The 23289-nt window shown below is 60.3% G+C and carries 27 protein-coding genes; 18 read left to right on the forward strand and 9 right to left on the reverse strand.

The features are described from left to right. Positions 1–4 precede the first annotated feature (4 nt). Together WMQ00_RS10780 and WMQ00_RS10785 are read right to left on the reverse strand one after the other, a co-directional pair. On the reverse strand, positions 5–1063 hold the full coding sequence (locus tag WMQ00_RS10780; protein WP_200288775.1) for a CNNM domain-containing protein: 1059 nt from the start codon (positions 1061–1063) through the stop codon (positions 5–7). Then, on the reverse strand, positions 1063–2457 hold the full coding sequence (locus tag WMQ00_RS10785; protein ID WP_200288776.1) for a hemolysin family protein: 1395 nt from the start codon (positions 2455–2457) through the stop codon (positions 1063–1065). The genes WMQ00_RS10780 and WMQ00_RS10785 overlap by 1 nt, the downstream gene beginning before the upstream one ends. A gap of 147 nt (positions 2458–2604) precedes the next feature. Between WMQ00_RS10785 and hemW the strand changes: the two genes are divergently transcribed. The 8 genes from hemW (at position 2605) to WMQ00_RS10825 (ending at position 10646) form a co-directional block, all read left to right on the forward strand. Then, positions 2605–3744: a radical SAM family heme chaperone HemW gene (gene hemW / locus WMQ00_RS10790; RefSeq protein ID WP_200288777.1), complete on the forward strand. Its 1140-nt coding sequence runs from the start codon at positions 2605–2607 to the stop codon at positions 3742–3744. A 59-nt stretch (positions 3745–3803) separates the two neighbouring features. Then, the gene (hrcA, locus tag WMQ00_RS10795) at positions 3804–4853 is read left to right on the forward strand and encodes a heat-inducible transcriptional repressor HrcA (RefSeq protein WP_200288778.1); all 1050 of its coding nucleotides are present in this window, start codon (positions 3804–3806) and stop codon (positions 4851–4853) included. Between the two features lie 69 nt (positions 4854–4922). Continuing rightward, on the forward strand, positions 4923–6074 hold the full coding sequence (gene dnaJ / locus WMQ00_RS10800) for a molecular chaperone DnaJ (RefSeq protein ID WP_200288779.1): 1152 nt from the start codon (positions 4923–4925) through the stop codon (positions 6072–6074). Beyond that, positions 6074–6835, forward strand: coding sequence for a 16S rRNA (uracil(1498)-N(3))-methyltransferase (locus WMQ00_RS10805; RefSeq protein WP_200288780.1), 762 nt, complete (start codon positions 6074–6076; stop codon positions 6833–6835). Before dnaJ ends, WMQ00_RS10805 begins: the two co-directional genes overlap by 1 nt. Positions 6836–6858: 23 nt before the next feature. Continuing rightward, positions 6859–7839 carry a PhoH family protein gene (locus WMQ00_RS10810; protein WP_200288781.1) on the forward strand — a complete coding sequence of 327 codons (981 nt, stop codon included), beginning with the start codon at positions 6859–6861 and terminating at the stop codon, positions 7837–7839. Next, a complete protein-coding gene (gene ybeY, locus WMQ00_RS10815) occupies positions 7836–8453 on the forward strand; it encodes an rRNA maturation RNase YbeY (RefSeq protein WP_200288782.1) in 618 nt (205 codons plus the stop codon). Before WMQ00_RS10810 ends, ybeY begins: the two co-directional genes overlap by 4 nt. Positions 8454–8504: 51 nt before the next feature. Further along, a complete protein-coding gene (gene pdxY, locus WMQ00_RS10820) occupies positions 8505–9353 on the forward strand; it encodes a pyridoxal kinase PdxY (RefSeq protein ID WP_200288783.1) in 849 nt (282 codons plus the stop codon). A 276-nt stretch (positions 9354–9629) separates the two neighbouring features. Further along, entirely contained in the window at positions 9630–10646 is a 1017-nt protein-coding gene (locus WMQ00_RS10825) for a formamidase (protein ID WP_200288784.1), read from the forward strand. 84 nt (positions 10647–10730) lie between these two features. On the opposite strand, the gene WMQ00_RS10830 is transcribed toward WMQ00_RS10825, so the two are convergent. Then, a complete protein-coding gene (locus WMQ00_RS10830) occupies positions 10731–11111 on the reverse strand; it encodes a hypothetical protein (protein WP_200288785.1) in 381 nt (126 codons plus the stop codon). On the opposite strand from WMQ00_RS10830, the gene WMQ00_RS10835 reads away from it, so the two are divergent. The 4 genes from WMQ00_RS10835 (at position 11110) to WMQ00_RS10850 (ending at position 13965) form a co-directional block, all read left to right on the forward strand. Next, complete coding sequence (locus WMQ00_RS10835; RefSeq protein ID WP_234288166.1) at positions 11110–11256, forward strand: hypothetical protein; 147 nt, start codon at positions 11110–11112, stop codon at positions 11254–11256. The two genes, WMQ00_RS10830 and WMQ00_RS10835, sit on opposite strands and share 2 nt — an antisense overlap. Before the next feature lie 182 nt (positions 11257–11438). Beyond that, positions 11439–12476: a GTPase Era gene (era, locus tag WMQ00_RS10840; RefSeq protein WP_200288786.1), complete on the forward strand. Its 1038-nt coding sequence runs from the start codon at positions 11439–11441 to the stop codon at positions 12474–12476. A 6-nt stretch (positions 12477–12482) separates the two neighbouring features. Continuing rightward, a complete protein-coding gene (recO, locus tag WMQ00_RS10845; RefSeq protein ID WP_049361567.1) occupies positions 12483–13199 on the forward strand; it encodes a DNA repair protein RecO in 717 nt (238 codons plus the stop codon). 10 nt (positions 13200–13209) lie between these two features. Next, on the forward strand, positions 13210–13965 hold the full coding sequence (locus WMQ00_RS10850) for an isoprenyl transferase (protein WP_200288787.1): 756 nt from the start codon (positions 13210–13212) through the stop codon (positions 13963–13965). A 24-nt stretch (positions 13966–13989) separates the two neighbouring features. Here the strand turns inward: WMQ00_RS10850 and WMQ00_RS10855 are convergent, their stop codons facing one another. Continuing rightward, positions 13990–14184: a helix-turn-helix transcriptional regulator gene (locus tag WMQ00_RS10855; RefSeq protein WP_200288788.1), complete on the reverse strand. Its 195-nt coding sequence runs from the start codon at positions 14182–14184 to the stop codon at positions 13990–13992. Positions 14185–14187: 3 nt separating this feature from the next. Next, positions 14188–14655 carry a hypothetical protein gene (locus WMQ00_RS10860; RefSeq protein ID WP_234288167.1) on the reverse strand — a complete coding sequence of 156 codons (468 nt, stop codon included), beginning with the start codon at positions 14653–14655 and terminating at the stop codon, positions 14188–14190. 120 nt (positions 14656–14775) lie between these two features. Here WMQ00_RS10860 and WMQ00_RS10865 point away from each other — a divergent pair, with 120 nt between their 5' ends. Continuing rightward, positions 14776–15438 (forward strand): CPBP family intramembrane glutamic endopeptidase, encoded by a 663-nt coding sequence (locus WMQ00_RS10865; RefSeq protein WP_200288790.1) that lies wholly within the window; start codon positions 14776–14778, stop codon positions 15436–15438. A 110-nt stretch (positions 15439–15548) separates the two neighbouring features. Here the strand turns inward: WMQ00_RS10865 and WMQ00_RS10870 are convergent, their stop codons facing one another. Together WMQ00_RS10870 and WMQ00_RS10875 are read right to left on the reverse strand one after the other, a co-directional pair. Further along, a complete protein-coding gene (locus WMQ00_RS10870) occupies positions 15549–15968 on the reverse strand; it encodes a Fur family transcriptional regulator (RefSeq protein WP_049361563.1) in 420 nt (139 codons plus the stop codon). 70 nt (positions 15969–16038) lie between these two features. After that, positions 16039–16329 carry an ArsR/SmtB family transcription factor gene (locus WMQ00_RS10875; RefSeq protein WP_200288791.1) on the reverse strand — a complete coding sequence of 97 codons (291 nt, stop codon included), beginning with the start codon at positions 16327–16329 and terminating at the stop codon, positions 16039–16041. 183 nt (positions 16330–16512) lie between these two features. Here WMQ00_RS10875 and WMQ00_RS10880 point away from each other — a divergent pair, with 183 nt between their 5' ends. Genes WMQ00_RS10880 through WMQ00_RS10890 form a run of 3 tightly spaced genes read left to right on the forward strand, consistent with a single transcriptional unit; the run spans position 16513 to position 18850 of the window. Continuing rightward, the gene (locus WMQ00_RS10880) at positions 16513–17892 is read left to right on the forward strand and encodes a glycine--tRNA ligase (RefSeq protein WP_259825548.1); all 1380 of its coding nucleotides are present in this window, start codon (positions 16513–16515) and stop codon (positions 17890–17892) included. 2 nt (positions 17893–17894) lie between these two features. Further along, positions 17895–18404 (forward strand): hypothetical protein, encoded by a 510-nt coding sequence (locus WMQ00_RS10885; RefSeq protein ID WP_200288793.1) that lies wholly within the window; start codon positions 17895–17897, stop codon positions 18402–18404. Then, positions 18404–18850, forward strand: a complete 447-nt coding sequence (locus WMQ00_RS10890; RefSeq protein ID WP_200288794.1) for a hypothetical protein — start codon at positions 18404–18406, stop codon at positions 18848–18850. The genes WMQ00_RS10885 and WMQ00_RS10890 overlap by 1 nt, the downstream gene beginning before the upstream one ends. A gap of 60 nt (positions 18851–18910) precedes the next feature. Here WMQ00_RS10890 and WMQ00_RS10895 read toward each other — a convergent pair whose 3' ends face one another. Continuing rightward, entirely contained in the window at positions 18911–20935 is a 2025-nt protein-coding gene (locus WMQ00_RS10895) for a TPM domain-containing protein (protein ID WP_259825547.1), read from the reverse strand. A 54-nt stretch (positions 20936–20989) separates the two neighbouring features. On the opposite strand from WMQ00_RS10895, the gene WMQ00_RS10900 reads away from it, so the two are divergent. Then, complete coding sequence (locus WMQ00_RS10900) at positions 20990–21565, forward strand: YdcF family protein (RefSeq protein ID WP_200288796.1); 576 nt, start codon at positions 20990–20992, stop codon at positions 21563–21565. Positions 21566–21612: 47 nt separating this feature from the next. Beyond that, positions 21613–22905 (forward strand): deoxyguanosinetriphosphate triphosphohydrolase, encoded by a 1293-nt coding sequence (locus tag WMQ00_RS10905; RefSeq protein ID WP_200288797.1) that lies wholly within the window; start codon positions 21613–21615, stop codon positions 22903–22905. Between the two features lie 150 nt (positions 22906–23055). Here WMQ00_RS10905 and WMQ00_RS10910 read toward each other — a convergent pair whose 3' ends face one another. Continuing rightward, positions 23056–23289 (reverse strand): barstar family protein, encoded by a 234-nt coding sequence (locus WMQ00_RS10910; RefSeq protein WP_023021008.1) that lies wholly within the window; start codon positions 23287–23289, stop codon positions 23056–23058.

The following is a 23289-nucleotide window of genomic DNA, read 5'->3' on the forward strand; positions in this document are numbered from 1 at the left end:
GGACTTAGACGGCCGGGGGAGGGGTGACCTTGTCTAGCTGCTCGGTAATCTGCGGCCACAGCTGGCCCATGATGTCATCCCAGGTAAGGATCCACACGGCATTGTCCTTATCGGCCTTACCCACCATGACGAGCTGCTCGTTGCGGGCCCGCATATGGTCCAAGGTCTTTTGCACGGTAGTAGAAGAAGACACGGACAGGGCGGGGCGGGAGAACTCGAGGACCGGGGTCTCCGGAGCTGCCAGCAAGGTATCGCGCACGTGGACTACGCGGGGAACGCGGGAGTCCTTAGGAAAGACCAGTACGCGCATGATGTTCTTGCGCACGACGAGGTCCTGGAGATCGTCCACGGTGGCGTCGGAAGGCAGGGGCACTACCTCGGAGCCGTGGGCGCGGGCCATGGCGCCAACAGTGGAGTTTTCCAACTCGATGACATCGGAAATCTGGTTGGCGGAGTCATCATCCAATGCGCCGGTTTCGCGGGAATGCTCGACCAAGGTACGCAGGGTCTCGGCATCGTAGCCGGCCGCACCGGCACGATCGACGGGCTCTTCGCCCGCCATGGCCACGAGCTTATTGGCCATGACATTGATCCATTTCAGCAGCGGGCGGAAGATCCACACGAAGCCGCGCGCGGGAACTGCGATGACCTGCAGTGCGGTTTCAGGGTGTGCGATCGCCCAAGACTTCGGCGCCATCTCACCCAGCACTAGGTGAAGGAAGGTGACGATGAAGAGGGCGAGGATAAAGCTAGCGACATCGGCAATGCCCAGTGGTAGTCCCACAGCTTCTAGCGGGGCCATGAGCAGGTGGTGGACCCACGGTTTGGTCACAGCACCCAGCACGAAGGTCGCGGCGGTAATGCCCAGCTGCGCGCCGGCAAGCATGATGGTCAGTTCATTGAGCGAGCGCAGGCCGGCCCGGGCAGTACGGGAATTTTCCGCATACTCTTCCAAACGGTGACGGCGAGCGCCCATCAAGGAGAACTCGATAATCACAAAGAAGCCGGAAGCGGCGATGATAAGTAGGGTAACGAGGAGGTTAAGCCACCAAGATTCGGTCATTATGCATCCTCCTTCTCATCGTCATCATCGGACTGGTCGGGGTAATCCTCCACCAGCTCGATGGCAAGGACGGAGGGCACGTGGCGGTCCACCTCTTGCACGCGCAGGCGGATAGAGCGCACGGGCGCCTCATCGTGGTCCACCCAATCATCGGGCTCGGCCTCGAGCTGAATGGCGTGTTCCTCACCGACCTCTGGCAACGCGCCGGAGTGGGCGATGACGAGGCCAGCGACGGTTTCGAAGTCGCCCTCAGGCAGGTCGTGGCCGATGGCGCGCTCGATTTCATCAATGGGCGTATCGCCATCTACCACCCAGTGGGAATCGTCCTGCTCGGTGATTTCCTCGGTTTCTTCGATATCGTGCTCATCGGTGACATCGCCCAAGATTTCCTCGGCCAAGTCCTCCATGGTCACGATGCCTACGAAGCCGCCGTATTCATCGATGACGCAGGCCATCTTTTGCTCGCTATCGCGCAGTTCTTCCACGACATCTGGTAGCGGCATCAGCTCGGGTACCACGACGGGGTCCTGCATGATGCTGGTGGCCTTGGTGGCGGCGGGAAGGTCGCTTCCCAGCACGTCGATAAGATGCACGACGCCCACCGGGTTATGTTCATCATCGATGACGGGGTAGCGGGTGTGATCGGACGACATCATCTCGCGAACCTCACCAAGGGTGGTGTCCGGGTCAATGACGTCCACGCGGGAGCGCGGGATCATGGCATGCTCTACGTCGTGCTCAGGGAAATCCAGCAGGCGGTCGAGCACCATATAAGTATTCTCATCCAGATCGCCGGCCTCATGGGAGGAATCCACGATGGATTCCAAGTCATCGGCGGTGGCGGAGGAGTCCACGTCTTCTACCGGTTCAATGCCAAAAACCTTGAGGATGGCATTGGAAGAGTACTCAAAGAAGTGGATGAGCCAGCCGAATAGCCGCAGGTAAAGCTGCGTGGAGGAGGCCAGCCAGCGCGCCGTCTTCATAGGGGCGGCGATGGTGTAGTTCTTGGGGAAAAGCTCCGCGAAGAGCATGGTTGCAATCGTGGAGATGAAAAGCGCCAGGATGGTGCCCACAGTAATAGACACTGCGCTCGGCACACCAACGCCGCCGAGCAGGACGCCCAGTCCTTGGCCCACGAGCGGCTCGGCCACATAGCCGATGAGCAGGCCGGTAATAGTAATGCCGAGCTGCGCGCCGGAGAGCATGAAGGAGGTCTGCTGGGTAATAGCCAGCGCGCGCTGCGCCGTCTTATCCCCCTCAGCAGCCTGGGACCGCAGCTGTGTGCGGTCCACGGACATAAAAGAAAATTCCTGGGCCACGAAGTATGCATTCGCGACGATGATGAGGCCGATGACTACAAATCCGGCCAGGATCATCAAAATAGCCGATAACATGATTTACTCCCCACCGCCTAGAAGGAGGTAGGGACATCGACTGGGAGGTTCCACTGAGGGTGCCTTTCTACTTGGGAAGATGCAAACATACTACATGCTTAACCCCCCTTTCGGCCATTTTGTTCCCGCCCTATTAGGGTTTTATCCATGACTGAACCCTTCGGGCTGTATATCCACGTTCCTTTCTGTGCCACTCGTTGCGGGTATTGCGATTTCAACACTTATACCCCAGGAGAGCTCGGCAGCCCGCGCGATCTCACCGGGCCTTATCTGGATGCCTTGGACCGCGAGCTGGAGTTGGCGGCCGCGCGCGTAGGCCGCCCGGCCGAGACCGTCTTCATTGGCGGCGGCACGCCTTCTTTGCTGGGCGGGCAGGGGCTGACCCGGATCCTCAACACCGTCCGCTCCACCTTCGGCTTGGCACCAGGGGCGGAAGTCACCACCGAATCCAACCCGGAGTCCACCTCACCGGAGTATTTCGCCCAGCTTGCCGACGCCGGCTATACCCGCATCAGCCTCGGCATGCAGTCCGCTTCCCCCGGCGTTCTCCAAGTCCTAGAACGCGCCCATACCCCTGGACGCGCCTTCGCCGCCGCTCGCGAGGCTCGCGCCGCCGGCTTCGAGCACGTCAACCTGGACATGATTTATGGCACGCCCACCGAAACGGATGACAATGTGCGCGAAACGCTAGACCGCGTGCTGGAGACCGGCGTGGACCACGTCAGCGCTTACTCGCTCATCGTTGAAGACGGCACCCGCATGGCCCGCAAGGTCAACAAAGGCATCTTGCCCGCCCCTGATGAGGACGTGCTGGCCCGGCGCTACGAGATGATTTCTTCCACCCTCGAAGCGGAAGGATTTGAGTGGTACGAGGTCTCCAATTGGTCCAAGCCTGGTGGCGAGTGCGAGCACAACCGCATCTACTGGGTAGATGGCAATTGGTGGGGCGCAGGCCCCGGCGCCCACTCGCACTTAGGCAACGAGCGTTTCTTTAACGTCAAGCACCCCTCGCGCTATATCGACGCCCTTGGCCGCGGTGAGCTGCCCATTAAGGAAACCGAAGCGCTCACTGAGGCCGACCGCCACATGGAAAAGGTTATGCTTGGCCTGCGCCTGCGCGAAGGTATCCCGGAGGCTTGGATCGATACCCATGCCACTCCCGCCCTCGAGCGCTTCATAGGCCGCGGCCTGCTCGAGCGCGCCGGCGAACGCGTACGCATCACTAAGCCCGGCCGCTTGCTGGCCGATGGCATCATCACCGATCTCCTCGTCGCTGAAGAAACCTAATCTTCGTCCCGTCTACACTCGAAAGCACGTGAAAGAGCCAAGCGAATAGGAGCGACATAGTGTCTACCTCAACCGATGCCCGCCGCAAGGAAGTCCTGCGCGCCATCGTGGCGGACTATATTGCCTCCCAAGAACCGGTCGGTTCTAAAACGCTGCTGGAGCGCTACCAGTTAGGTGTTTCTTCGGCCACGATCCGCAATGATATGGCCGTGCTGGAATCCCAGGGCCTTATCGCCCAACAGCACGCCAGCTCCGGCCGCGTGCCCACCCAGCAGGGCTACCGCCATTTTGTCGACTCCCTCCATGAGGTCAAGCCGCTTTCGACCCCGGAGCGCCGCGCGATGCTCAGTTTTTTGGAAGGCGGCGTGGACTTGGAAGACGTGCTGCGTCGCTCGGTGCAGCTATTGGCGCAGGTGACAAAGCAGGCGGCCGTCGTCCAGCTGCCCAACCTTAAGGTCTCGCGCGTAAAGCACTGCGAGGTTGTGGCGCTGTCCCCAGTGCGCCTGCTGCTGGTGCTTATTACCGATAACGGCCGCGTGGACCAGCGCAACGTGGAGCTCGATGAAATCATTGACCAGGATCAGACCTTCCGCCTGCGTGACATCGTCAATAGTGCGCTGGTAGGCAAGACGCTTAGCGACGCCTCCGTGGAACTTGCCCACCTCGTCGACGAGGCTCCCTTGGATATCCGCCACCATGTGCTCAAGGTGGCCACCACGCTCATCGAGACCCTAGTGGAGCAGCCCTCCGACCGGCTGATTATGGCCGGTGCCTCCAACCTGACGCGCGTGGCCCGCGAGTTCCCAGAAGGTTTACCCAAGATTATTGAGGCGTTGGAAGAACAGGTCGTCGTCCTCAAGCTGCTTGCCCGTGTGCCGGATCTAGGCAACGTCTCCGTGGTCATCGGCGAGGAAAACGAAGAAGACCAGTTGCGCCAAGCCTCCGTTGTGGCCACGGGCTATGGTCTCGGCACCGGCGATGAGGTGGCCACGCTCGGCGGCCTTGGCGTGGTGGGGCCTACCTTTATGGATTACTCGGGAACAATCTCTAAGGTCTCTGCCGTTGCACGGTATGTGAGCGAAATTTTGGCCGGCGAGCAGTGCGAGTAAACTAGCTGGCCGCGCATTATTTTTTCAAGTTAACCCCAACAAGACGAATTAGAAGGAATATCTCTTACAGTGGCTCGTGACTATTACGGCATCCTCGGTGTTGATAAAAACGCAACTGACCAGGAGATTAAGAAGGCCTACCGCAAAATGGCCCGCAAGTATCACCCGGATCTAAACCCGGATGATGAAACCGCGGCTGAGAAGTTCCGCGATGCCGCGCTGGCTCAGGAGGTCCTACTGGATCCGCAAAAGCGCCAGATCGTGGACATGGGCGGCGACCCCATGGAACAAGGCGGCGGTGGCGCCGGTGCGGGTGGATTTGGCGGCTTCGGTGGCGGCGGCCTGGGCGATATCTTCGCCGAGTTCTTTGGCGGCGGTGCTGGCGGCTCCCGCGGCCCGAAGTCCCGCGTCCAACCGGGCAATGATGCCCTGCTGCGCACTCGCATTACCTTGGAAGAGGCCTATACCGGCTTGAAGAAGAAGGTCACCGTGGATACCGCCGTGCTGTGTGATACCTGCGGCGGCACCGGCTCTGAGTCCAAGTCCAAGCCGGTTACCTGCGATAATTGCAATGGCATGGGCGAAATCCAGGAGATGCAGCGCAGCTTCTTGGGCAACGTGATGACCACCCGCCCGTGCCCGAAGTGCCAGGGCTTTGGCGAGGTCATCACCGATCCATGCAACCACTGCGCCGGCGACGGCCGCGTGAAGAAGCGTCGCGATATTACCGTTAATATCCCGGCCGGCATCAACGACGGCATGCGCATCCGCATGGCGTCCCAGGGCGAGGTCGGCCACGGCGGCGGCCCAGCCGGTGACCTCTATGTTGAGGTCCACACGGAGGAGCACCCCGTCTTCCAGCGCAACGCCGATGATTTGAACCTCACCGTGCGCGTGCCGATGATTGACGCCGCCTTGGGCACCAACTTCACCATCGACCAGCTCAATGGCGAAGAGCTCACGATCGATATCGAACCGGGCACCCAGCCGGGTGAGTCCATCAAGGTCGACGGTGCCGGCATGCCGCGCCTGCGCACCGATGGCTTTGGCAACCTCTTTGCCCACGTGGACGTCGTCGTGCCAAAGGACCTGGACCGCAAGACCCGCGAGTCCCTGGAGAAGATTCGCAACTCCCGCGACGAGGGCGCGCGCGTGCGCACCACCGGCGACGGTCAAGAGGAATCCTTCTTCAGCCGCATCCGCGATAAGTTCCGCCGCTAATGTCGCTCCCCGTCTTCATCCACCCGGACCTTTCCGCCGCGCGCACCGGCGAGGCCTTCAGCCTCTCTGGCCCGGAGGCCCGCCACGCCGTGACGGTCAAGCGCATGGGGGAGGGCGAGCGCCTCGAGCTTATCGACGGCACCGGTATCCGCCTCACCCTCACCATCACCGCCGCCACGGGCAAGGACTCCCTAGAGGGCATGGTTGAGTCCATCGTCACCACGCCTGAGCCCACCCCGCGGGTGACCGTGGTGCAGGCCATCCCGAAGTCCGAGCGTGCCGAGCTCGCCGTGGATCTGGCCACCCAAGCCGGCGCCGATGAGATTATCGCCTGGCAGGCAGACCGCTGCGTGGCCAAATGGGACGGCAAGAAGGCACCAAAAGCGGTGGCCAAGTGGCAGGCGGCCGCAGATTCTGCGGCCAAGCAATCCCGCCGCGCCCGCATCCCCCAGGTGCGCGGCCCGCTGACCACCCCGCAGCTCGTCCAAGAACTCAGCCGCGACCGTGCCGCCGGTGATGCGGCGGCTGCACCCACCGTGCTTGTCCTGCATGAAGAAGCCACCGCCTCCATCAAGGATGTCACGCTCGCAGACGATGTCGTTCTGCTCGTCGGCCCCGAGGGCGGCATCGGTGACGCCGAGCTCGATCGCCTCAAGGAGGCCGGCGCCACGCCTATCAAGCTCGGCCCGGAGGTGCTGCGCACAGCCAGCGCGGCAATGGTGGCGCTGGCGGCAATCGGCATGCGCACCCAGCGGTGGTAGCCGGCGCTGGTAGCCTAAAGCACGTGCCTATCATCACGAAGAAATGTGAGCTAGATTCCGCCTACGTCAGCATCGTGCTGGGTAGCGCGGACGATAACTTGCGCGTGCTCAATAACCGTCTGGATGCGGACCTTTTTGCCCGCGGCAATGTCGTTACTATCACCGGTCCCGATTATGAGGTGGCCCGCGCCGCGAAGATCCTTGACGAGCTCGAAGCCATCGCCCGCCGTGGCCACGCCGTATCCACCGATACGGTCAAGCACACGATGGACATGGTGGCGGTAGAGGCGCCGCAGTCGGTTTCGGCGGCGCTGGCGGCGGACATCGTCAAGCGCCGTGGCAAGGCCGTCCGCCCAAAGACGGTGGGCCAGTCCGAATACGTGCAGGCCATCGACGATAATACGGTGGTCTTTGGTATCGGCCCGGCCGGTTCCGGCAAGACCTACCTCGCGGTAGCCAAGGCGGTGCAGGCTCTGCAAACCAAGCAGGTCTCGCGCATTATTCTCACCCGCCCGGCTGTAGAGGCAGGGGAGAAGCTGGGCTTTTTGCCGGGCACGCTCAATGACAAGATTGATCCGTACCTGCGCCCGCTATACGACGCCCTGCGGGACATGCTCGATCCAGAGATGATCCCTAAGCTCATGGAGGCCGGCATCATCGAGGTCGCTCCGTTGGCCTATATGCGCGGCCGCACATTGAACGATGCGTTTGTCATCCTTGATGAGGCCCAAAACACCACGCCCGCGCAGATGAAGATGTTCCTCACCCGCCTGGGCTTTGGCTCCAAGATCGTGGTCACCGGCGACGTCTCCCAGGTGGATCTCCCGCATGGCCAGGTCTCCGGCCTGCGCATCGTGCGCCGCATCCTGCGCAACGTGGAGGATATTCACTTTGCGGACTTGGGAGCGAAAGACGTGGTGCGCCACCAGCTGGTCGGGCGCATCGTCAATGCCTATGAGACCTTTGATAATAAGAAAGCCGCAGAATACGAGGGAATGGAATGAGTATCGAGTTTCTCAATGAATCCGGCTTCGAGGGCGTCAACGAGGAGATGCTGATTGACGTCGCTTCTTATGCCTTCGGCGCCATGGACATCAACCCCGATGCCGAGTGCACAATTACCTGCGTGGATTTGAAGACCATCGAGGATCTCCACGTGCGCTGGATGGACCTGGAAGGCCCTACCGATGTCATGAGCTTCCCCATGGATGAGCTCACCCCCGGTGCGATTGCTGGTGGCGGCCGCCCGGATGCCGCCGATCCAGGCCCGGCCATGTTGGGCGATATTGTGTTGTGCCCCGAATTCGCATTGCGCCAGGCCGATGCCGCTGGGCACTCCCTAGGTCACGAGCTTGCCCTGCTTACGGTCCACGGCTGCCTGCACCTGCTGGGCTATGACCACTCCACTCCGGCCGAGGAAAAGGAAATGTTCGGCCGCCAAAACGAGCTGCTTGCGGATTGGTACGACGATGTGGCCGATCGTGGCGTGGCTTATCAGCCCAAGCCTTCCGGGCCGAAGGCTTTTCCCGATGCCGCCGAACGCGCCAACCTGGACAAGCAGGTTCCCGGTGGGGGAATACCTGCGGTGGGAGAACCACAAGATCGCCCGGAAGAATAATTTTTCGCTTTCTTTTGTGAGCGCGTGCGCCGCATAGCACAATGGAAACCTATGACTATCCTTTCCATCCAGTCCCACGTCACCTACGGCCACGTTGGCAACTCTGCGGCCGTCTTTCCTCTGCAGCGCGCCGGCCATGAAGTATGGCCGGTCCACACGGTGAATTTCTCCAACCACACTGGCTACGGTGACTGGGGCGGGCCGATGATTCCGGCCAGCGATGTCACCTCCATTATCGATGGCATTGAAAAGCGCGGTGCCTTCCCACAGATTGACGCCATTCTGTCTGGCTACCAGGGCGGCGCCGACATTGCCGACGCCATCGTGGAAACCGTCCGCCGCATTAAGGCCGCTAACCCCAAGGCGCTTTACGCCTGCGATCCTGTAATGGGCAATGCTAAGTCCGGTTGCTTTGTCTCCGATGAGATCCCGCCGCTGCTGCGTGACCGCGTTGTGCCCGTTGCCGATATCATCACCCCCAACCAATTTGAGCTGGGCTACCTCACCGATTCCGAGGTCGGTACCCTCGATCAGACCCTCGCCGCGGTGAAGAAGGCGCAGGAAATCGGTCCAAAGACCGTTCTGGTTACCTCCGTCAAGCGTCCCGAAACTCCAGAGGGCCAGATTGAGATGCTCGCCGTTGACGGCGACCGCGCCTTCCTAGTGTCCACGCCACTATTGCCGTTTAAGCGTAACGGCTCCGGCGATGTCACCGCCGCCTTGTTTACCGGCCACTACACCGAGACCAGCGACGTTAAGGAGTCCTTGCGCCGCACCGCCTCCTCTGTCTACGACCTGCTGGAAAACACCTATGAGGCCGAGACTGCTGAGCTTCAGCTCATCCAGTCTCAGGATGTATTCGCACACCCGCGCATGCAGTTCCACGCGGAGGAGCTTTAGGCCTGGGCAATCTCTACGGAAAGCCCATTGTTGCGGACCCTATCCAGTGAGAGGTTAGGTTGCCTAGCGCAGCACTGCGGCGTAATGCCACGCTAGGTCTAGCTTGATTTGGCCGAGCTGAGGATGCAGCCTCAGCTCGGCTTTCTTTATCTGCTCCTTGTATTACTTTCCGAGTCTCTCATATGAGACACCCACGCCTGCTTAAAAGTGGTATGGCGCACCATGCCCTATTAATATGGCGGCAGTCACGTTCTCATCAAGTAGAAGGAGCTCACCATGTCTAGTACCGGAAGCATCAGCGCCTCTCCCGACGGCCTTTTGATGGCACTCATTCAGTACCCCGTCCCCGTGGTTAACACCCCAGAGGACGTCCAAGCCAGCGTGGATGAAATCTGCCGCATGGTTGCCTCCACCAAGGCGGGCTACCCAGATCTCGATCTCATTGTCTTCCCGGAATATTCTTCCTCCGGTCTCAACACCAAGATTTGGTCCTATGATGAATTCCTCATTGGTCTCGATGATCCCAAGGTAGATCAGTTCAAGCAGGCTTGTAAGGAAAATGACGTTTGGGGCGTCTTCTCCATCATGGAGCCCAACCATGAGGAAGGAAAGCCGCCATTTAATACCGCCATCATCATCAACTCCGATGGCGAAATTGCGCTGCACTACCGCAAGCTCCAGCCATGGACTCCTATCGAACCGTGGTACCCAGGCGATTTGGGTATGCCGGTATGTGACGGTCCCAAGGGTTCCAAGCTCGCCGTGAATATCTGCCACGATGGCATGTTCCCCGAGCTGGCACGCGAGGCCGCTTATAAGGGCGCCAATGTCTATATCCGCATTTCTGGCTACTCCACGCAGACCCAGGATCAGTGGATCATGACCAATAAGACCAATGCCTTCCAGAACCTCATGTTCACTGCTTCGGTGAACCTGGCTGGCTATGACAACACCTTCTACTACTTCGGTGAGGGCAACGTCTGCAACTACGATGGCCACATGATTTCTGAGGGTCACCGCAACCCCGGTGAAATCGTCACCGCCGAAATCTTCCCAGAATTGGCCGATAAGGCTCGCATCAACTGGGGCCTTGAAAACAACATCTTCAACCTGGGTAACCGCGGCTACGTTGGCTACCCCGGCGGCAAGACCGAAAACTATCTCACCTGGGTCGAGGACTTGGCCAAGGGCGAATACAAGCTCCCGTGGGCTGACGACGTCCGCATCAAGGACGGCTGGAAGTACTACCCGGACGGCCCGCAGCTTGGACCGCTGCCGGACGAGTTTAAGTAAGCTTCACTAATTTAGCGGCAAGCCCTGCACCCGTTTCGACGGGCGCAGGGCCTTGGTGTTGTCCAGCGTGCGGTCTTTTTGCTGCTAATACTCGTCGCCTTCTACCGCACCTGTATCGGCATCGGCTGGCGTATCTAACACTGCGTCAGACTCTGGTGTGTATCCGGCATCTACGTCGCCATAGTCATTAAGCGAATCTGAAGGCGGAAGGCCTCCATTGCACAGCTCGGCCCATTCTTCGGGGTACTTATATTGTCCGCCTGGACCACCGCAGACTTCTTCAGCCCGAACAGCTCTTTGTAGCTCTGGAGTGTTGCAGAGCTCAGTTGGGTGCCAAGAGCCATCGGAAAAATGGCCAAACGCGCCTAGCCCGTCATCGCAATACAGCAACTCTGGCTCCGCAGCTGCAGCCTCGGCCTGGGTCTCTGGCTCTGCAGCAACGCTATTTGCAGGTTCTTCAGGCATGCTCTCTTCGCCGCTGCTGGTAGCAGCAGAAGAGGCCGTACTCGAAGAGCTGGTGGCGGACGAAGAAGAGGTCGTCGCAGAGGTAGTGCTCGTCTCTGCTGATGGCTCGGAATCGGGGAGGAGCAGGCGGAGAGGAAGAGGGTAAGAGCAGCGCTCAAAATGAGCGCAGGAGAGGTGCGGGGCATGGAGGAGCCTTTCCGGGGAGGCAGCACGGTTTGTGCTGGGGAGAAGAGGTTTCTCCATAGATTAGCCCTATTCTGTACCGCTGGTAGAAATTGGCTGTGAACTAATCGGAGATTTTGGCTCTGTGGGCTATTATTGCGGGTAATGAGTTCTGATTTTGATGCACAGTTTGATGCGGCATTCGAGGGTCTTCCAGAAGACCCCGATGATGCCGTGCCGGAAGGCGCCGAGAATGCGGCCGCCCCGCTTGACTATTCGCAGTACACCGACACCCCGGAAGGATTCCGTTCCGGCTTCGTGTCCTTTGTCGGCCGCCCGAATACCGGTAAATCGACGCTGACCAATGCCCTGGTAGGTCAGAAGATTGCGATTACGGCTGACCAGCCGGAGACCACCCGCCACACCATCCGTGGCTTGGTACACCGCGAAGATGCCCAAGTAATCGTCGTGGATACGCCGGGCCTACACCGCCCGCGCACCCTGTTGGGTGAGCGCCTCAATGAGGTAGTCAAGGATACCTACGCCGATGTGGATGTCATTGGCCTGACCATCCCGGCCGATGAGAAGATTGGCCCGGGTGACCGCTGGATCCTGGACAACGTGCGCTCCATTGCGCCGAAGACGCCGATCATCGGCATCGTCACCAAACTGGATAAAGCCAGCAAAGACCAGGTAGGCGCACAGCTTTTGGCCCTGCACGAGCTACTTTCCCAAGATGACCCGAATGCGGTAGTCATCCCGGTGTCCTCCAAGGAAGGTGTACAGCTTGATGAGCTCGTGCAGGTCATCGTGGATCACCTGCCAGAAGGCCCGAAGTTCTACCCAGATGATCACATCACCGATGAAGGCCAGGAAAAGCGCATCGAGGAACTCATTCGTGAGGCTGCATTATCCGGCTTGAAGGCGGAGCTGCCGCACTCGGTGGCGGTGCAGGTGGATGAGATGTTGCCATCGCGCACCCGTGAGGGTGTGCTGGATATCCACGCCATTTTGTATTTGGAGCGGCCTGGCCAAAAGCGCATTATCGAAGGCAAGGATGGCCTGCGCTTCCGCCGCATTGTGGGCAATGCCCGCAAGGAGATCATCGAGTTGCTGGGCCAGAACGTATACCTAGACTTGCGCATTAAAGTGCTGAAAAATTGGCAGTCTGACCCGAAGTCGCTGGGTAGGCTCGGGTTTTAAACCACTATGCGCGAGAACTATCGTGACCGCGCAGTGGTCATCCGCACCTACGATTTTGGTGAGGCCGATCGCGTCATTGTCCTACTCACCCGCGATCACGGCCTCGTGCGCGCGGTGGCCAAGGGCGTGCGCCGTGCCAAGTCGCGCTTTGGCTCGCGCCTGCAGCTCTTCGTTAACCTTGATGTTCAGCTGTACGTGGGCAAGAACCTAGCCACCATTTCCCAAGCGGATACGGTGGATTACTTTGGCGCGCGCCTCATCGAGGACTATGAGCGTTACACGGCGGCCTGCGCGGTGCTGGAGTCAGCCGAGCGCCTGGCTTTTGCCGACGCAGCCCATGACCCCTACCTCTACGAATCCGTCACCGCGACCTTGGAGCGGCTGCAAACTGCGGACCCAACCATGACTCTGGATGCCTTCTTGCTGCAGGCGATGGCGCATGCCGGTTGGGCGCCGAGCCTTTTCAACTGTGCCCAGTGCAACCGGCCCGGCCCGCACCACGCCTTTCACCCGGCAGTCGGCGGGGCGGCGTGCCACGAATGCCGGCCGCCGGGTGCAGCCGAGGTGGATCCGGAAACGCTGCATCACCTGTGGCTTTTAGCGCATAACTACCCGACGAATCCCACGAATGCGCAAAAGCAGGAGGGGCATCGCCTAGCGCGGGCGCACCTGCAGTGGCACATGGAGCGCAATGTTTCCGCATTGCAGGTAATGGAGCAGTAGAATATAGCCCGTGATTACGCCAGACCCGAACCGCACTTTGACCCCGCCGAATATCCCGGATGAGTTCATGCCGCGCCATATTGCGCTGGTTATGGACGGCAATGGCCGCTGGGCCCAAGAGAAGGGCATGAAGCGCACCGAGGGGCATAGGCGCGGCGAAGCCGTGCTTCTTGACGTCGTCGATGCCTGCCTGGCCGCCGGCGTTCCTTATCTTTCGGCATATGCCTTCTCTACGGAGAATTGGCGCCGCAGCCCCGAGGAGGTCCGCTTCCTTATGGGCTTTAACCGCGATGTGCTGCGCCGCCAGCGTGAGTGGCTCAATGAGCGCGGTGTGCGCGTGGTGTGGGCTGGGCGCCGCCCGCGCCTATGGCGCTCGGTTATTAAGGAGCTCGAGGCTGCCCAGGAACTGACCAAGGATAACACCAAGATGACCTTGGCCATGTGCGTGAACTACGGCGGTAGGGCAGAGCTGGTGGATGGTTTCCGGGACATCGCCAAGCAAGTTGCAGCCGGCGAGCTCAACCCGCGCGATATTAAGGAAGAAACCATAGCGCAGCATCTCTATGATCCGGGCATGCCGGATGTGGATCTCTTCCTGCGCCCGTCCGGGGAGAAGCGCACATCTAACTTCCTACTGTGGCAGTCGGCTTATGCGGAGATGATTTACCAGGATAAGCTCTTCCCAGATTTCACCCCGGAGGATCTCTTCGCCGCCATCGAGGAATACGCGCGGCGCGACCGCCGCTTCGGTGGCGTTAAGAAGTAACGCGCAGCACCAAAGTGGTGTGCTTTATACCTCGGGGATAAAGATGTCCTCGATTCGGCAGGAAAAGTGGCGCGCGATCTGAAATGCGAGGGGGAGCGAAGGATCGTAGCGCCCCTTTTCAATACTGATGACCGTTTGGCGCGATACGCCTAGCTCCGCGGCTAAGCCCTGCTGGGAGAGACCTTGGCTCTCGCGAATCTCTTTAAGCCGGTTGTCCATGGCTTAGCTTGCCGCCCGCTTGTGGGCAAAGTAGCTAATGCCAAAGGTGCCGGTCACAAAGACTCCCAAGATGATAGTGAGCAGGGTGCCCGAAACGTGGAAATCCCAAAAAGAGGAGGCGATGCCAAGTCCGCCGATGCCAAAGAGCATGGCGTGCAGGGTGTTTTCGGAGGCTTGCGAATACCAATGGGATTCGATGGAATTTTCCGGATCGGGTGTTGCCCCACGGATGGTGTCTCGATCCACCATGAATCCCCAGCTAGCCGCCGTAGCTACAGGAAATAGGCACAGTGCGTACACAGCAAACGCTAGTAGCGGTGAATCATCGTGTACGAAAGCGGCCACGATGGCACCGGCGGCTGCAGCAAGGCCCGCGCCTGCTGCAACGGATAGTGTGATGAGCTTGGTTTGGGTGCCGCCAAACTTGGGGCGGCCAAAGCGGGTGGTCTGCAAGGAAGCCTCTTCTAACAAGTGATTGTAAAGCGTGCTTGACGCCCACTATATGTCAAGCATCCTTTACTGTAAAGGGTGCTTTACTGTCCCGGGTAAATTCATTCTTAAGGATGATTGGCGGCCTTTTAGGGTAAAAGCATGGCAGAAGACGACATCAGGCTAAAAGACGCACTAATCGGAATAGTGGCAATCATCTCAATGGATGTCCTATTGGTAGTGACAGTTTTTGCCATGCTGAAGACCGGTTTGACCACGGGTGGGCTCGGTGTAGTTCTGCCTGCTGCACTTGTTATTTCAGTGGTAGTGCCGACTGTTGCGTTGGTGTATTACCTCAAGCGTCGGGGAATTAGTCTCGGCTTTGTTCCCTTAGGTCGACGTGGTTGGCACTTATTGTGGCAAGTTCCTCTCGCCATTTTTGTAGCGGGAGTCGCTGCCGCGATTGTGGGGCCGCTGTTGGGGCTATCGCCCTCGGAAAGTACATCTGCAGCAGATGGACGCGGTGTCATGGTGGTCGTTTCTTTGGCCTCCTATCTTTTGCTGGCACCGCTGGTGGAAGAAATTGTGTTTCGCCGCCTGCTGATGGGGTATCTAGATCGCAGCGTCCCAGCGTTTGCCAGCGTGATCCTCAGCTCTTTGCTATTTGGTCTCGTCCATATTGCGCCGCCGGTCATGGTGTATGCGACGTTTCTAGGAATGGGGTGCGCGCTTGTAACCCGCTTCCACAATTCGCTGCGCGCAGGCTTTATTGTGCACTTGGTCAATAATGTGGTCGTGCAGTTGATTGCGGTCTCGGCGCTATAGTCTTGGCGTGGAAGGCCCTGCCACAGTCGGGCCGCGCAAGAAAACCCTAGGCTCCGGAGTGGAGACTGGGGCTAGGGGAGGAGCGGCTTCACTAGGCGGAGTGGGGATGCTTAGGCGGAAGCGGCGCAGTTGCTGCAGATGCCAAAGACCTCGGCATCGTGGCCGGTGAGCTCGAAGCCGTACTCCTTGGCCACGGAGGTCGCCCACTTTTCAATGGGGCCGCCGTCGATTTCCTCGGTGCGGCCACACTTGGTGCATACCAAGTGGTGGTGATGGGCGTCGGTCTCGCAATGGCGGTAGAGGGTTTCGCCATTGGGCATGTGGAGCGCGTCCACTGCATCGATATCGGTTAGGGACTGCAGGGTGCGGTACACGGTTGTCAGACCCACCTTTTCCTCCCGCTCCTGGAGTTCGTGATAGATCTCCTTGGCGGAGGCGAATTTCTCCATATCCCGCAGCACCTCGACGACTGCGGTGCGCTGCTTGGTATTGCGCGCTCCTAGTTTGGGAATACTGTCGTGTAAAGCCATGACCTTTATATTATCAATTCTTTTTCAACAACTGCATAGTCAGGCGGCTTTATATGCAAGGAGGGGAGGGCTAGGAGGCGATCCTGGCGGCGTCGGCAAGCAAGTCCAATACCTGCGGCGCAATGAGTGAGTAGGTCACCTCGCGCCCGCTGCGCTCGGAGTCAACAATGCCCGCTTGCTTGAGAACGCGCAGGTGCTGGCTAATGAGCGGCTGAGACTTGCCGGTGGCTTTGACGATCTCGTGTACAAAGTGATCGCGTTCGGCCAGGCGGGAGATGATGGCGATGCGTAGGGGCGAATCGAGGGCAGCGATCACGCCGGCGGCCGCAGAACTATTAATCGCCGTATCAGTGGTCGTCATAGGGAATGTCACTTTCAATTAAATACCTATTACCTGTCGGGCACCCTTATATTACCCGATGTGTTCAATAACTCGTATGTATTTCAAATTAAATTCATGCCCTAATCCACCGCCGGCAAGCGCTTAGGGTTAGACTGAACGAGATTGTCAAGACTGTCCCCTACCAGAGGAGTCCGAAAACTTATGGCATCCGTCATCGATACCGTTGTAAACCTGTGTAAGCGCCGCGGCTTGGTCTACCAGGCAGGTGAAATTTACGGCGGTTCCCGCTCCGCGTGGGACTACGGCCCTCTTGGTGTAGAGCTCAAGGAAAACATCAAGCGTCAGTGGTGGCGCCACATGGTCCAGTCCCGCGCAGACGTCGTGGGTGTCGATACCTCCGTCATCCAGCCACGCCAGGTCTGGGTATCTTCCGGTCACGTTGAAGTATTCTCCGACCCGCTGGTGGAATCCCGCCACACCGGTAAGCGCTACCGTGCCGACGACCTCATTGAGGCCTACGAGGAAAAGCACGGCCACGAGCCAGAAAACGGCCTGGCAGATATCAATGACCCGGAAACCGGCCAGCCGGGTGACTGGACCGAACCGAAGGCTTTCTCCGGCCTGCTCAAGACCTTCCTTGGCCCAGTCGATGATGAGCAGGGCCTGCACTACCTGCGTCCGGAGACCGCACAGGGCATCTTCGTTAACTTCAAGAACGTGATGACCTCCTCGCGCATGAAGCCGCCGTTTGGCATTGCGAATATTGGCAAGTCCTTCCGCAATGAAATTACCCCAGGTAACTTCATCTTCCGCACCCGCGAGTTCGAGCAGATGGAGATGGAGTTCTTCGTTAAGCCAGGCGAGGACGAAGAGTGGCACCAGTACTGGATCGATGACCGCTATAACTGGTACGTGGACCTGGGCATCAAGGAAGAAAACCTGCGCCTTTACGAGCACCCGAAGGAAAAGCTCTCCCACTACTCCAAGCGCACCGTGGACGTGGAGTACGCCTTTGGCTTCAAGGGCTCCAAGTGGGGCGAGCTGGAAGGCGTGGCTAACCGCACCGACTATGACCTGTCCGTACACGCCAAGGGCTCGGGCGAGGACCTGTCCTACTATGACCAGGCCAATGACGAGCGCTGGATCCCGTACGTCATCGAGCCGGCCGCCGGATTGGGCCGTTCCATGATGGCCTTCCTGGTTGATGCCTACGACGAGGAAGAAGCTCCCAACGCCAAGGGTGGTACCGATAAGCGCGTGGTCCTGCGCCTGGACCGCCGCCTGGCCCCCATCAAGGTAGCCGTGCTTCCGCTTTCCAAGAAGGAAGAGCTCTCTGAGCCTGCCCGCAAGTTGGCCGATAAGCTGCGCGCTTATTGGAACGTGGACTTTGACGTCTCCGGTGCCATCGGCCGCCGCTACCGTCGCCAGGATGAGATTGGCACCCCGTTCTGCGTCACCTTCGACTTCGACACCCTCGAAGACGATGCCGTGACCGTGCGCGAGCGCGACACCATGGAGCAGGAGCGCGTGAAGCTCGATGACCTCGAGGCTTACCTCGCCTCCCGCCTGATTGGGTGCTAGGGATGCATTACACCAGCTGGGATCGCTCTGACCGCGCAAACCCCGTGCTCTTGGCCGAAGACGGCCCGGAGCAGCTGGGCGTATTCTCGGAGCATTCCGCGGAGGTCGACGGCCACTTCTGGCGCACCGAGGTCAGTGACCTTGGCGCCTCTGCCACGCTTGCCGACGGCTCCATCTACCGCCTCGCCGGCCGCCTCGGCCGCGATAAGCGCCTAGAGGCATCGCTCAACGGCCGCACTTTTCACTTCATCAATGAAAACAGCGGCGACTGGATCATCGATGATGTCGATGATGACAAGGTAGGCCAGTTCTCCTCCCGCAACTCTGGGGTGCGCAAGTCCATCCTCGAATTCGAGCACGAAGCCGAAGGACTCACCACCGCCGAAATTGCCGGTTTGAGCTGGTTTACCCGCGTCATCCTTGATGCCAATACCCAAGGCAAGGCTTGGGCGTGGATCATCACCTTGGTCCTCGCTTCCATCGTTGCCATCCTCGCGCTTTTCATCTTCTAATGACTGTGCAGTGGACTTGGGGCGAGGGTGCGCTCAGCAGTGCCGCGGGGGAGCAACTGGCTTCCGTGTGCGACGGTGTGCTCGCCACCGCGGCCGGCGAGCGCCTAACCTTGGAATCTTCGCTGGATTACTCCTCCCCGCGCTTCTTCTTGCGCGCGCAGACCGCGGCGGGCGCGGGCGAGGATTTCTCGGTCTCCCAGGCCGGGATTACCATCACCCGCCTGCGTGCGGCCTGCGGGGAGCGCGAGTACCTGCTAGAACGCCGCAACCCTTTCCGCCGCGAGCGCCGCATCGTAGCTCGCCGCTCGGGCGCCGAGGTTGCCAGCACCGCCCCGGCGGGAAACGGACTGCAGGTGAGCGTGGGTGAGCTGCCGGAGCTCGACGCCATATTCTTGAGCTACGCCTGTGCGCTTCTCGACGCCACCCCGCGCACCCTGCGCACCTAGTCCGGCGCAATCAACGAAGGCGCCGCCCACGGAGAGTGAGACGGGGCGGCCTTTGCTCGGCTAGAAGGAGCCGCCGCGGAAGCCGCCTCCGTCGCCGCCGCCGAAGTCTCCGCCGCCAAAGCTGCCTCCACCAAAGCCGCCGCCTCCGAAACCGCCACCAAAGCCGCGGCCGCCGCCGAGCATTTGGCCCAGGACCATACCGGTGACGATATTGCCGGCCGCGTTGCCCATCTGCTGCCGCTGCTGGCGGCGACGGTGCTCGTCAATGTCATCCTTGGCGCGCTGCAGCGCCGCCTGGGCCGCGGCCACCGCTTCGCGGGAAGACTGCAGGGCGGCGCGGATATCGCTGCGCTCGGTGTGGAGGGCTTGGGCGTGGAGACGTTTGGCGTCGGCAAGCGCGGTGCGTGCGCCCGAGCCGATGATGCGCCCGCGGGAGGAAATGAGGTCCTCCGCAGCCTGAATATTGGATTCCGCCACGGAAATCTGCTGGCGGAAGAGATCCAGTTGGCGCGCGTGGGTGGAGGTCTTTTCCCGCACGCGGTCAAGCGCCTCATCCAACTGAGTATCGATAGAGGTCAGCGCGGTGTGCTGGCCCAATGGATCCTGCTGGCCGTGGGCTTTGGCCTCAGTGACTGCGGTGCCAGCGCGGCCGAGCAGTTCCTCGAGCGCGTTCCAATCCGCCGTGGTTCCCTGCGCCTTGCCTTGGCGTTCGAGCTCGCGGGCCTCGTCGATTTCGCCTTCGACTTCGGCAATGAGGGACTCGAGGTTAGCGCGGGCGGTGGCGATATTCTCCTCCGCGTTTTCCACGCCGGAAATTAGGCGATCCGTCATCGCGCAGGCATGCTCACTATCGCGGATGAGCCCCACCAGCGGGCCCTGCTGGCCGGCCGGCCGGGCCTGGATTCCCCGGGCCTTTTCTAGGAGCTTTTCTGCCTCATCAAGCGAAGCGGCGGCAAGCTCCGGGTTATCGGCAATGGAGGACAAAACGTGCTCGTCATAGTTGCCCTTCAACCGAGCCAACGTGGATTCGGCCTCCGGCAGGCGGGCGCGCAGGCCCACGGTGCGCTGGGTGAGCTCGTCCAGTTTCTCATCGGAGTGGATAAGTAGGTCGCGCATCTGGGCAAATTCAGCGGCCTGCGTGTCTAAGGCATCATCAGCTTGTCCGCACGAGGAGATGATTTCCACGAGCATCTGGCGGCGTTCGGCCGGGGACTCCGGAACGGCATCATCTAGGCGCTGGCGTAGGTGGAAAGCCTTTTGCAGGGTAGAAGTAGAGTGGTTCATCGCCTTGGTAAACGGGCGCACGCGCTCCGGACCAAACTCCGAAAGTGCGATATTGAGCTCCTCCTTGCCGCGGCGGATGGACTCATCGGTCGAGACCAACTCTTCCTGCGCCAACTGGTCCAAGGTCTCAAGTGACAAACGGTTGAGCTGATCGGTATCGCCCGGGGCGATTTCGCGGGCCGACTCGAGCGTTTGCGCCTTATTCTTCTTAGTATTGCGGCGGGAGTAGTACATGATTCCGCCACCGGCGGCGACAATGGCGGCCGCGCCACCGCCCAGCCACGCTAGGCCGGAAGAATCGGAAGAGTTGGAGCTGCTGGTGTTGCCCAGGGCGGCGTCGGCAAGCGCGAGGGCGGAAGCACCGTACTCATCGCTGGTCAGCTTGTCATAGGCGGCGTCATACATCTGGTCGAGCCGGCCCTTGGGCCAATCCTTGCCGGTCTGCACTCCCATTTTGCGGTCATCGACGGACAGGACATACACCGCAGAGTTTTCCCCCTTGTCCTTGACCACTTGGGCGGCATAGCTTTCCGGATCCGTATCTAGCTTATTGGTGATGTAGACAAAGAGGACCCGGTGCTCGTCCTTTTGCAGCTGGCCAATCTTTTCCCTCAGCTCGGCCTTTTCTTGGGTGCTTAAAACTCCCGCGTCATCGGTAACCTTCTCCGTGAGGGTGGCCGTACCGGTGCCCTGCGCCACGGTGGTGGTTTCAGCGGCAAAGGCAGAGCCCGCACCGATGGAGGTGCAGCCCAAGATGAAAGCGGCGATGGCCGCGCGGCCCAAACGTGCACTCAAATTCATGCCCACCACTTTACCGGCTCCACTTAGCTCTTCGGCGGGTAGTGTAATGGGGCAGTGAAGTACGTAATTGTTTTAGGCACTGCCCAATATGACGGCCGGCCCTCCCGCATCCTTGCCGGACGCCTGCGCCATGCCGGCGAGCTAGCCACGGCCGAGGGGTTGGAAGTCATTACCGTGGGTGGCAAGCTCCCCGGCGATAGGTTTACTGAGGCCGGCGTCGGCCGCACCTTTCTGCGCGAGCACTTCCCGCACCTGACCGTCCACGCGGTGGAGCAGGGGCTAGATACCCGCAGCTCCCTGAAAGCGGCCAAGGAAGCCTTCGCGCTTTCCGACGCCACCATCATCACCGATCCCCTCCACCGCCTGCGCACCGCACTCATCGCCCGCCAAGAAGGACTAAAAGCCACCGTATCCGGCACGCCGTATTACCCAGCCGCACGCTTTTCCACACCCTGGTGGCGCTACCTTGCCCACGAAACCGGTGGCGTGGCCTACGCGCTGGTAGCAGGACTTTTGCCCCCGCGCGGTGCCGCCGCACTGCGCAATGGGTTCTACCGCGTGGAGCAGCTCCTGCGCCCGAATCAAAAGCTGCGGCATCAGACGATTGAGCAGGATGACGACCGCACTTAGGCCACGTTGCTCACCCAAAGGGCCAGTTCACGGAATAAACTTGGGGCGTGTCCTATTCTTATTCCGCCGCCGACTTCGCCCGCCTGGCCGATGAAAAGCCGAAGGGCTCAGCCTTCCATAGCGTGGAAGAACATCGCGGCGTCTTTGCCCGTGACCGCGCCCGCGTGCTGCATTCGGCAGCCTTGCGGCGTCTGGCCGATAAAACTCAGGTCGTCGGGCCGCGCGATGGCGATACTCCACGCACCCGTCTGACCCACTCGCTGGAGGTGGGCCAAATTGCGCGGAGCATCGGTGCTGGACTTGGACTCGATCCTGATCTGTGCGACATGGCAGGGCTGACCCATGACATCGGCCACCCGCCCTACGGGCACAATGGCGAAAACGCACTCAATGAGGTCGCCCTCAACGGCTTTGAAGGAAACGCGCAGACCCTGCGCATCCTCACCCGCCTAGAGCCCAAGATCATCGTGGACGATGCCAGCGGCGTGCCGCGCAGCTTCGGCCTCAACCTCACCCGCGCCGCCCTCGACGGTGCCTGCAAATACCCCTGGACCAAAACCAATCCCGATGGCAGCACCAACCGCAAATACGGCGCCTATGACGAGGACGCGGATCTGCTCGAGTGGCTGCGCGAGGGCCATAGCGATAATCGCAAATGCATCGAAGCCCAAGTAATGGACTGGTCCGATGACATCGCCTACTCCGTGCATGACGTGGAAGACGGCATTATTTCCCGGCGCATCTCCCTCAAAGTCCTTTGGGACCTAGTTGAGCTAGCCCAGCTGGCAGAAAAGGGCGCTAAAGCCTTTGGCGGCACCGCCGATGAGCTCTTGGAGGCGGCCGATAGCCTGCGCAACTTAAGCGTCATCAATGCCATCGGCGATTTTGATTACTCCTTGCGCGACTATGCCAACTTGAAGAAGATGACCTCTGAGCTCGTAGGCCGCTATGTGGGCGCGACCGTCGGCGCTACCAGCGAGGCTAATTCCGAGCTCATCGCCTCCAATACCCTTGGCCGCATGCACGGTGACCTCATTGTGCCCAAGCAAGCCGAGGCCGAGGTCAAACTGCTTAAAACCATCGCGGTCCTCTATGTCATGGATGAGCCCGCCCACCTTGCCCGCCAGGACCGCCAGCGCGAGCGCATCTACCGCGTCTACGATTACCTCGTCGCCGGCGCCCCCGGCTCCCTCGATGCCACCTTTCGGCTGTGGTGGGAGCAAGCCGATTCTGATGCCGCTCGTGACCGCGCCATCATCGACCAAATTGCGTCCATGACGGAGTCCCGCCTCGAGCGCTTGGCCCGCCGGAGCGCGGAGCTGTCTGGGTTCCTCAGCTAAACCTGGCTTGCCCACCACCGCGCTAGAGTTAGGTCGAGAGTCATCAGGCCGATCTGAGCGCGAAAAGGCCGAATTGAGAGCTCAAAACCCTCAATTCGGCCTCATATCTATGGACCTAACGCCTCAGCTCCAACCCCAGGGCCCGAGTCGCTAGCGCACCAACGCGACACCTTGGTCCTCGAGCACGCTAGCTACCGCCGCTAGGTCCTCGCCTTCGATATCCATATTGGAGGCAACGATGACGCTGGTGCGCTGCTCGCGTAGGAAATCCGCTAGGTCATCGAGGTTGCGCGGGCCGCAGTCTTCGCAGCCGCGGGTGCGGCCGAGTGCGTTAAAGAAGTCCGCGCGAGTGCGGATGTGTTCAGTAATGAGGATGCGTCGCAT

This window comes from Corynebacterium sp. KPL2825 (genome assembly GCF_037908445.1).
Classification (GTDB): domain Bacteria; phylum Actinomycetota; class Actinomycetes; order Mycobacteriales; family Mycobacteriaceae; genus Corynebacterium; species Corynebacterium kefirresidentii.

Excerpts from the sequence above, each read along its gene's own strand:
- WMQ00_RS10780 (WP_200288775.1), bottom strand. The coding sequence starts at position 1,063 with ATGACCGAATCTTGGTGGCTTAACCTCCTCGTTACCCTACTTATCATC.
- WMQ00_RS10785 (WP_200288776.1), bottom strand. The coding sequence starts at position 2,457 with ATGTTATCGGCTATTTTGATGATCCTGGCCGGATTTGTAGTCATCGGC.
- hemW (WP_200288777.1), top strand. The coding sequence starts at position 2,605 with ATGACTGAACCCTTCGGGCTGTATATCCACGTTCCTTTCTGTGCCACT.
- WMQ00_RS10805 (WP_200288780.1), top strand. The coding sequence starts at position 6,074 with ATGTCGCTCCCCGTCTTCATCCACCCGGACCTTTCCGCCGCGCGCACC.
- ybeY (WP_200288782.1), top strand. The coding sequence starts at position 7,836 with ATGAGTATCGAGTTTCTCAATGAATCCGGCTTCGAGGGCGTCAACGAG.
- pdxY (WP_200288783.1), top strand. The coding sequence starts at position 8,505 with ATGACTATCCTTTCCATCCAGTCCCACGTCACCTACGGCCACGTTGGC.
- WMQ00_RS10825 (WP_200288784.1), top strand. The coding sequence starts at position 9,630 with ATGTCTAGTACCGGAAGCATCAGCGCCTCTCCCGACGGCCTTTTGATG.
- WMQ00_RS10835 (WP_234288166.1), top strand. The coding sequence starts at position 11,110 with ATGCTCTCTTCGCCGCTGCTGGTAGCAGCAGAAGAGGCCGTACTCGAA.
- WMQ00_RS10830 (WP_200288785.1), bottom strand. The coding sequence starts at position 11,111 with ATGCCTGAAGAACCTGCAAATAGCGTTGCTGCAGAGCCAGAGACCCAG.
- era (WP_200288786.1), top strand. The coding sequence starts at position 11,439 with ATGAGTTCTGATTTTGATGCACAGTTTGATGCGGCATTCGAGGGTCTT.
- recO (WP_049361567.1), top strand. The coding sequence starts at position 12,483 with ATGCGCGAGAACTATCGTGACCGCGCAGTGGTCATCCGCACCTACGAT.
- WMQ00_RS10855 (WP_200288788.1), bottom strand. The coding sequence starts at position 14,184 with ATGGACAACCGGCTTAAAGAGATTCGCGAGAGCCAAGGTCTCTCCCAG.
- WMQ00_RS10865 (WP_200288790.1), top strand. The coding sequence starts at position 14,776 with ATGGCAGAAGACGACATCAGGCTAAAAGACGCACTAATCGGAATAGTG.
- WMQ00_RS10870 (WP_049361563.1), bottom strand. The coding sequence starts at position 15,968 with ATGGCTTTACACGACAGTATTCCCAAACTAGGAGCGCGCAATACCAAG.
- WMQ00_RS10875 (WP_200288791.1), bottom strand. The coding sequence starts at position 16,329 with ATGACGACCACTGATACGGCGATTAATAGTTCTGCGGCCGCCGGCGTG.
- WMQ00_RS10880 (WP_259825548.1), top strand. The coding sequence starts at position 16,513 with ATGGCATCCGTCATCGATACCGTTGTAAACCTGTGTAAGCGCCGCGGC.
- WMQ00_RS10885 (WP_200288793.1), top strand. The coding sequence starts at position 17,895 with ATGCATTACACCAGCTGGGATCGCTCTGACCGCGCAAACCCCGTGCTC.
- WMQ00_RS10890 (WP_200288794.1), top strand. The coding sequence starts at position 18,404 with ATGACTGTGCAGTGGACTTGGGGCGAGGGTGCGCTCAGCAGTGCCGCG.
- WMQ00_RS10895 (WP_259825547.1), bottom strand. The coding sequence starts at position 20,935 with ATGAATTTGAGTGCACGTTTGGGCCGCGCGGCCATCGCCGCTTTCATC.
- WMQ00_RS10910 (WP_023021008.1), bottom strand. The coding sequence starts at position 23,289 with ATGCGACGCATCCTCATTACTGAACACATCCGCACTCGCGCGGACTTC.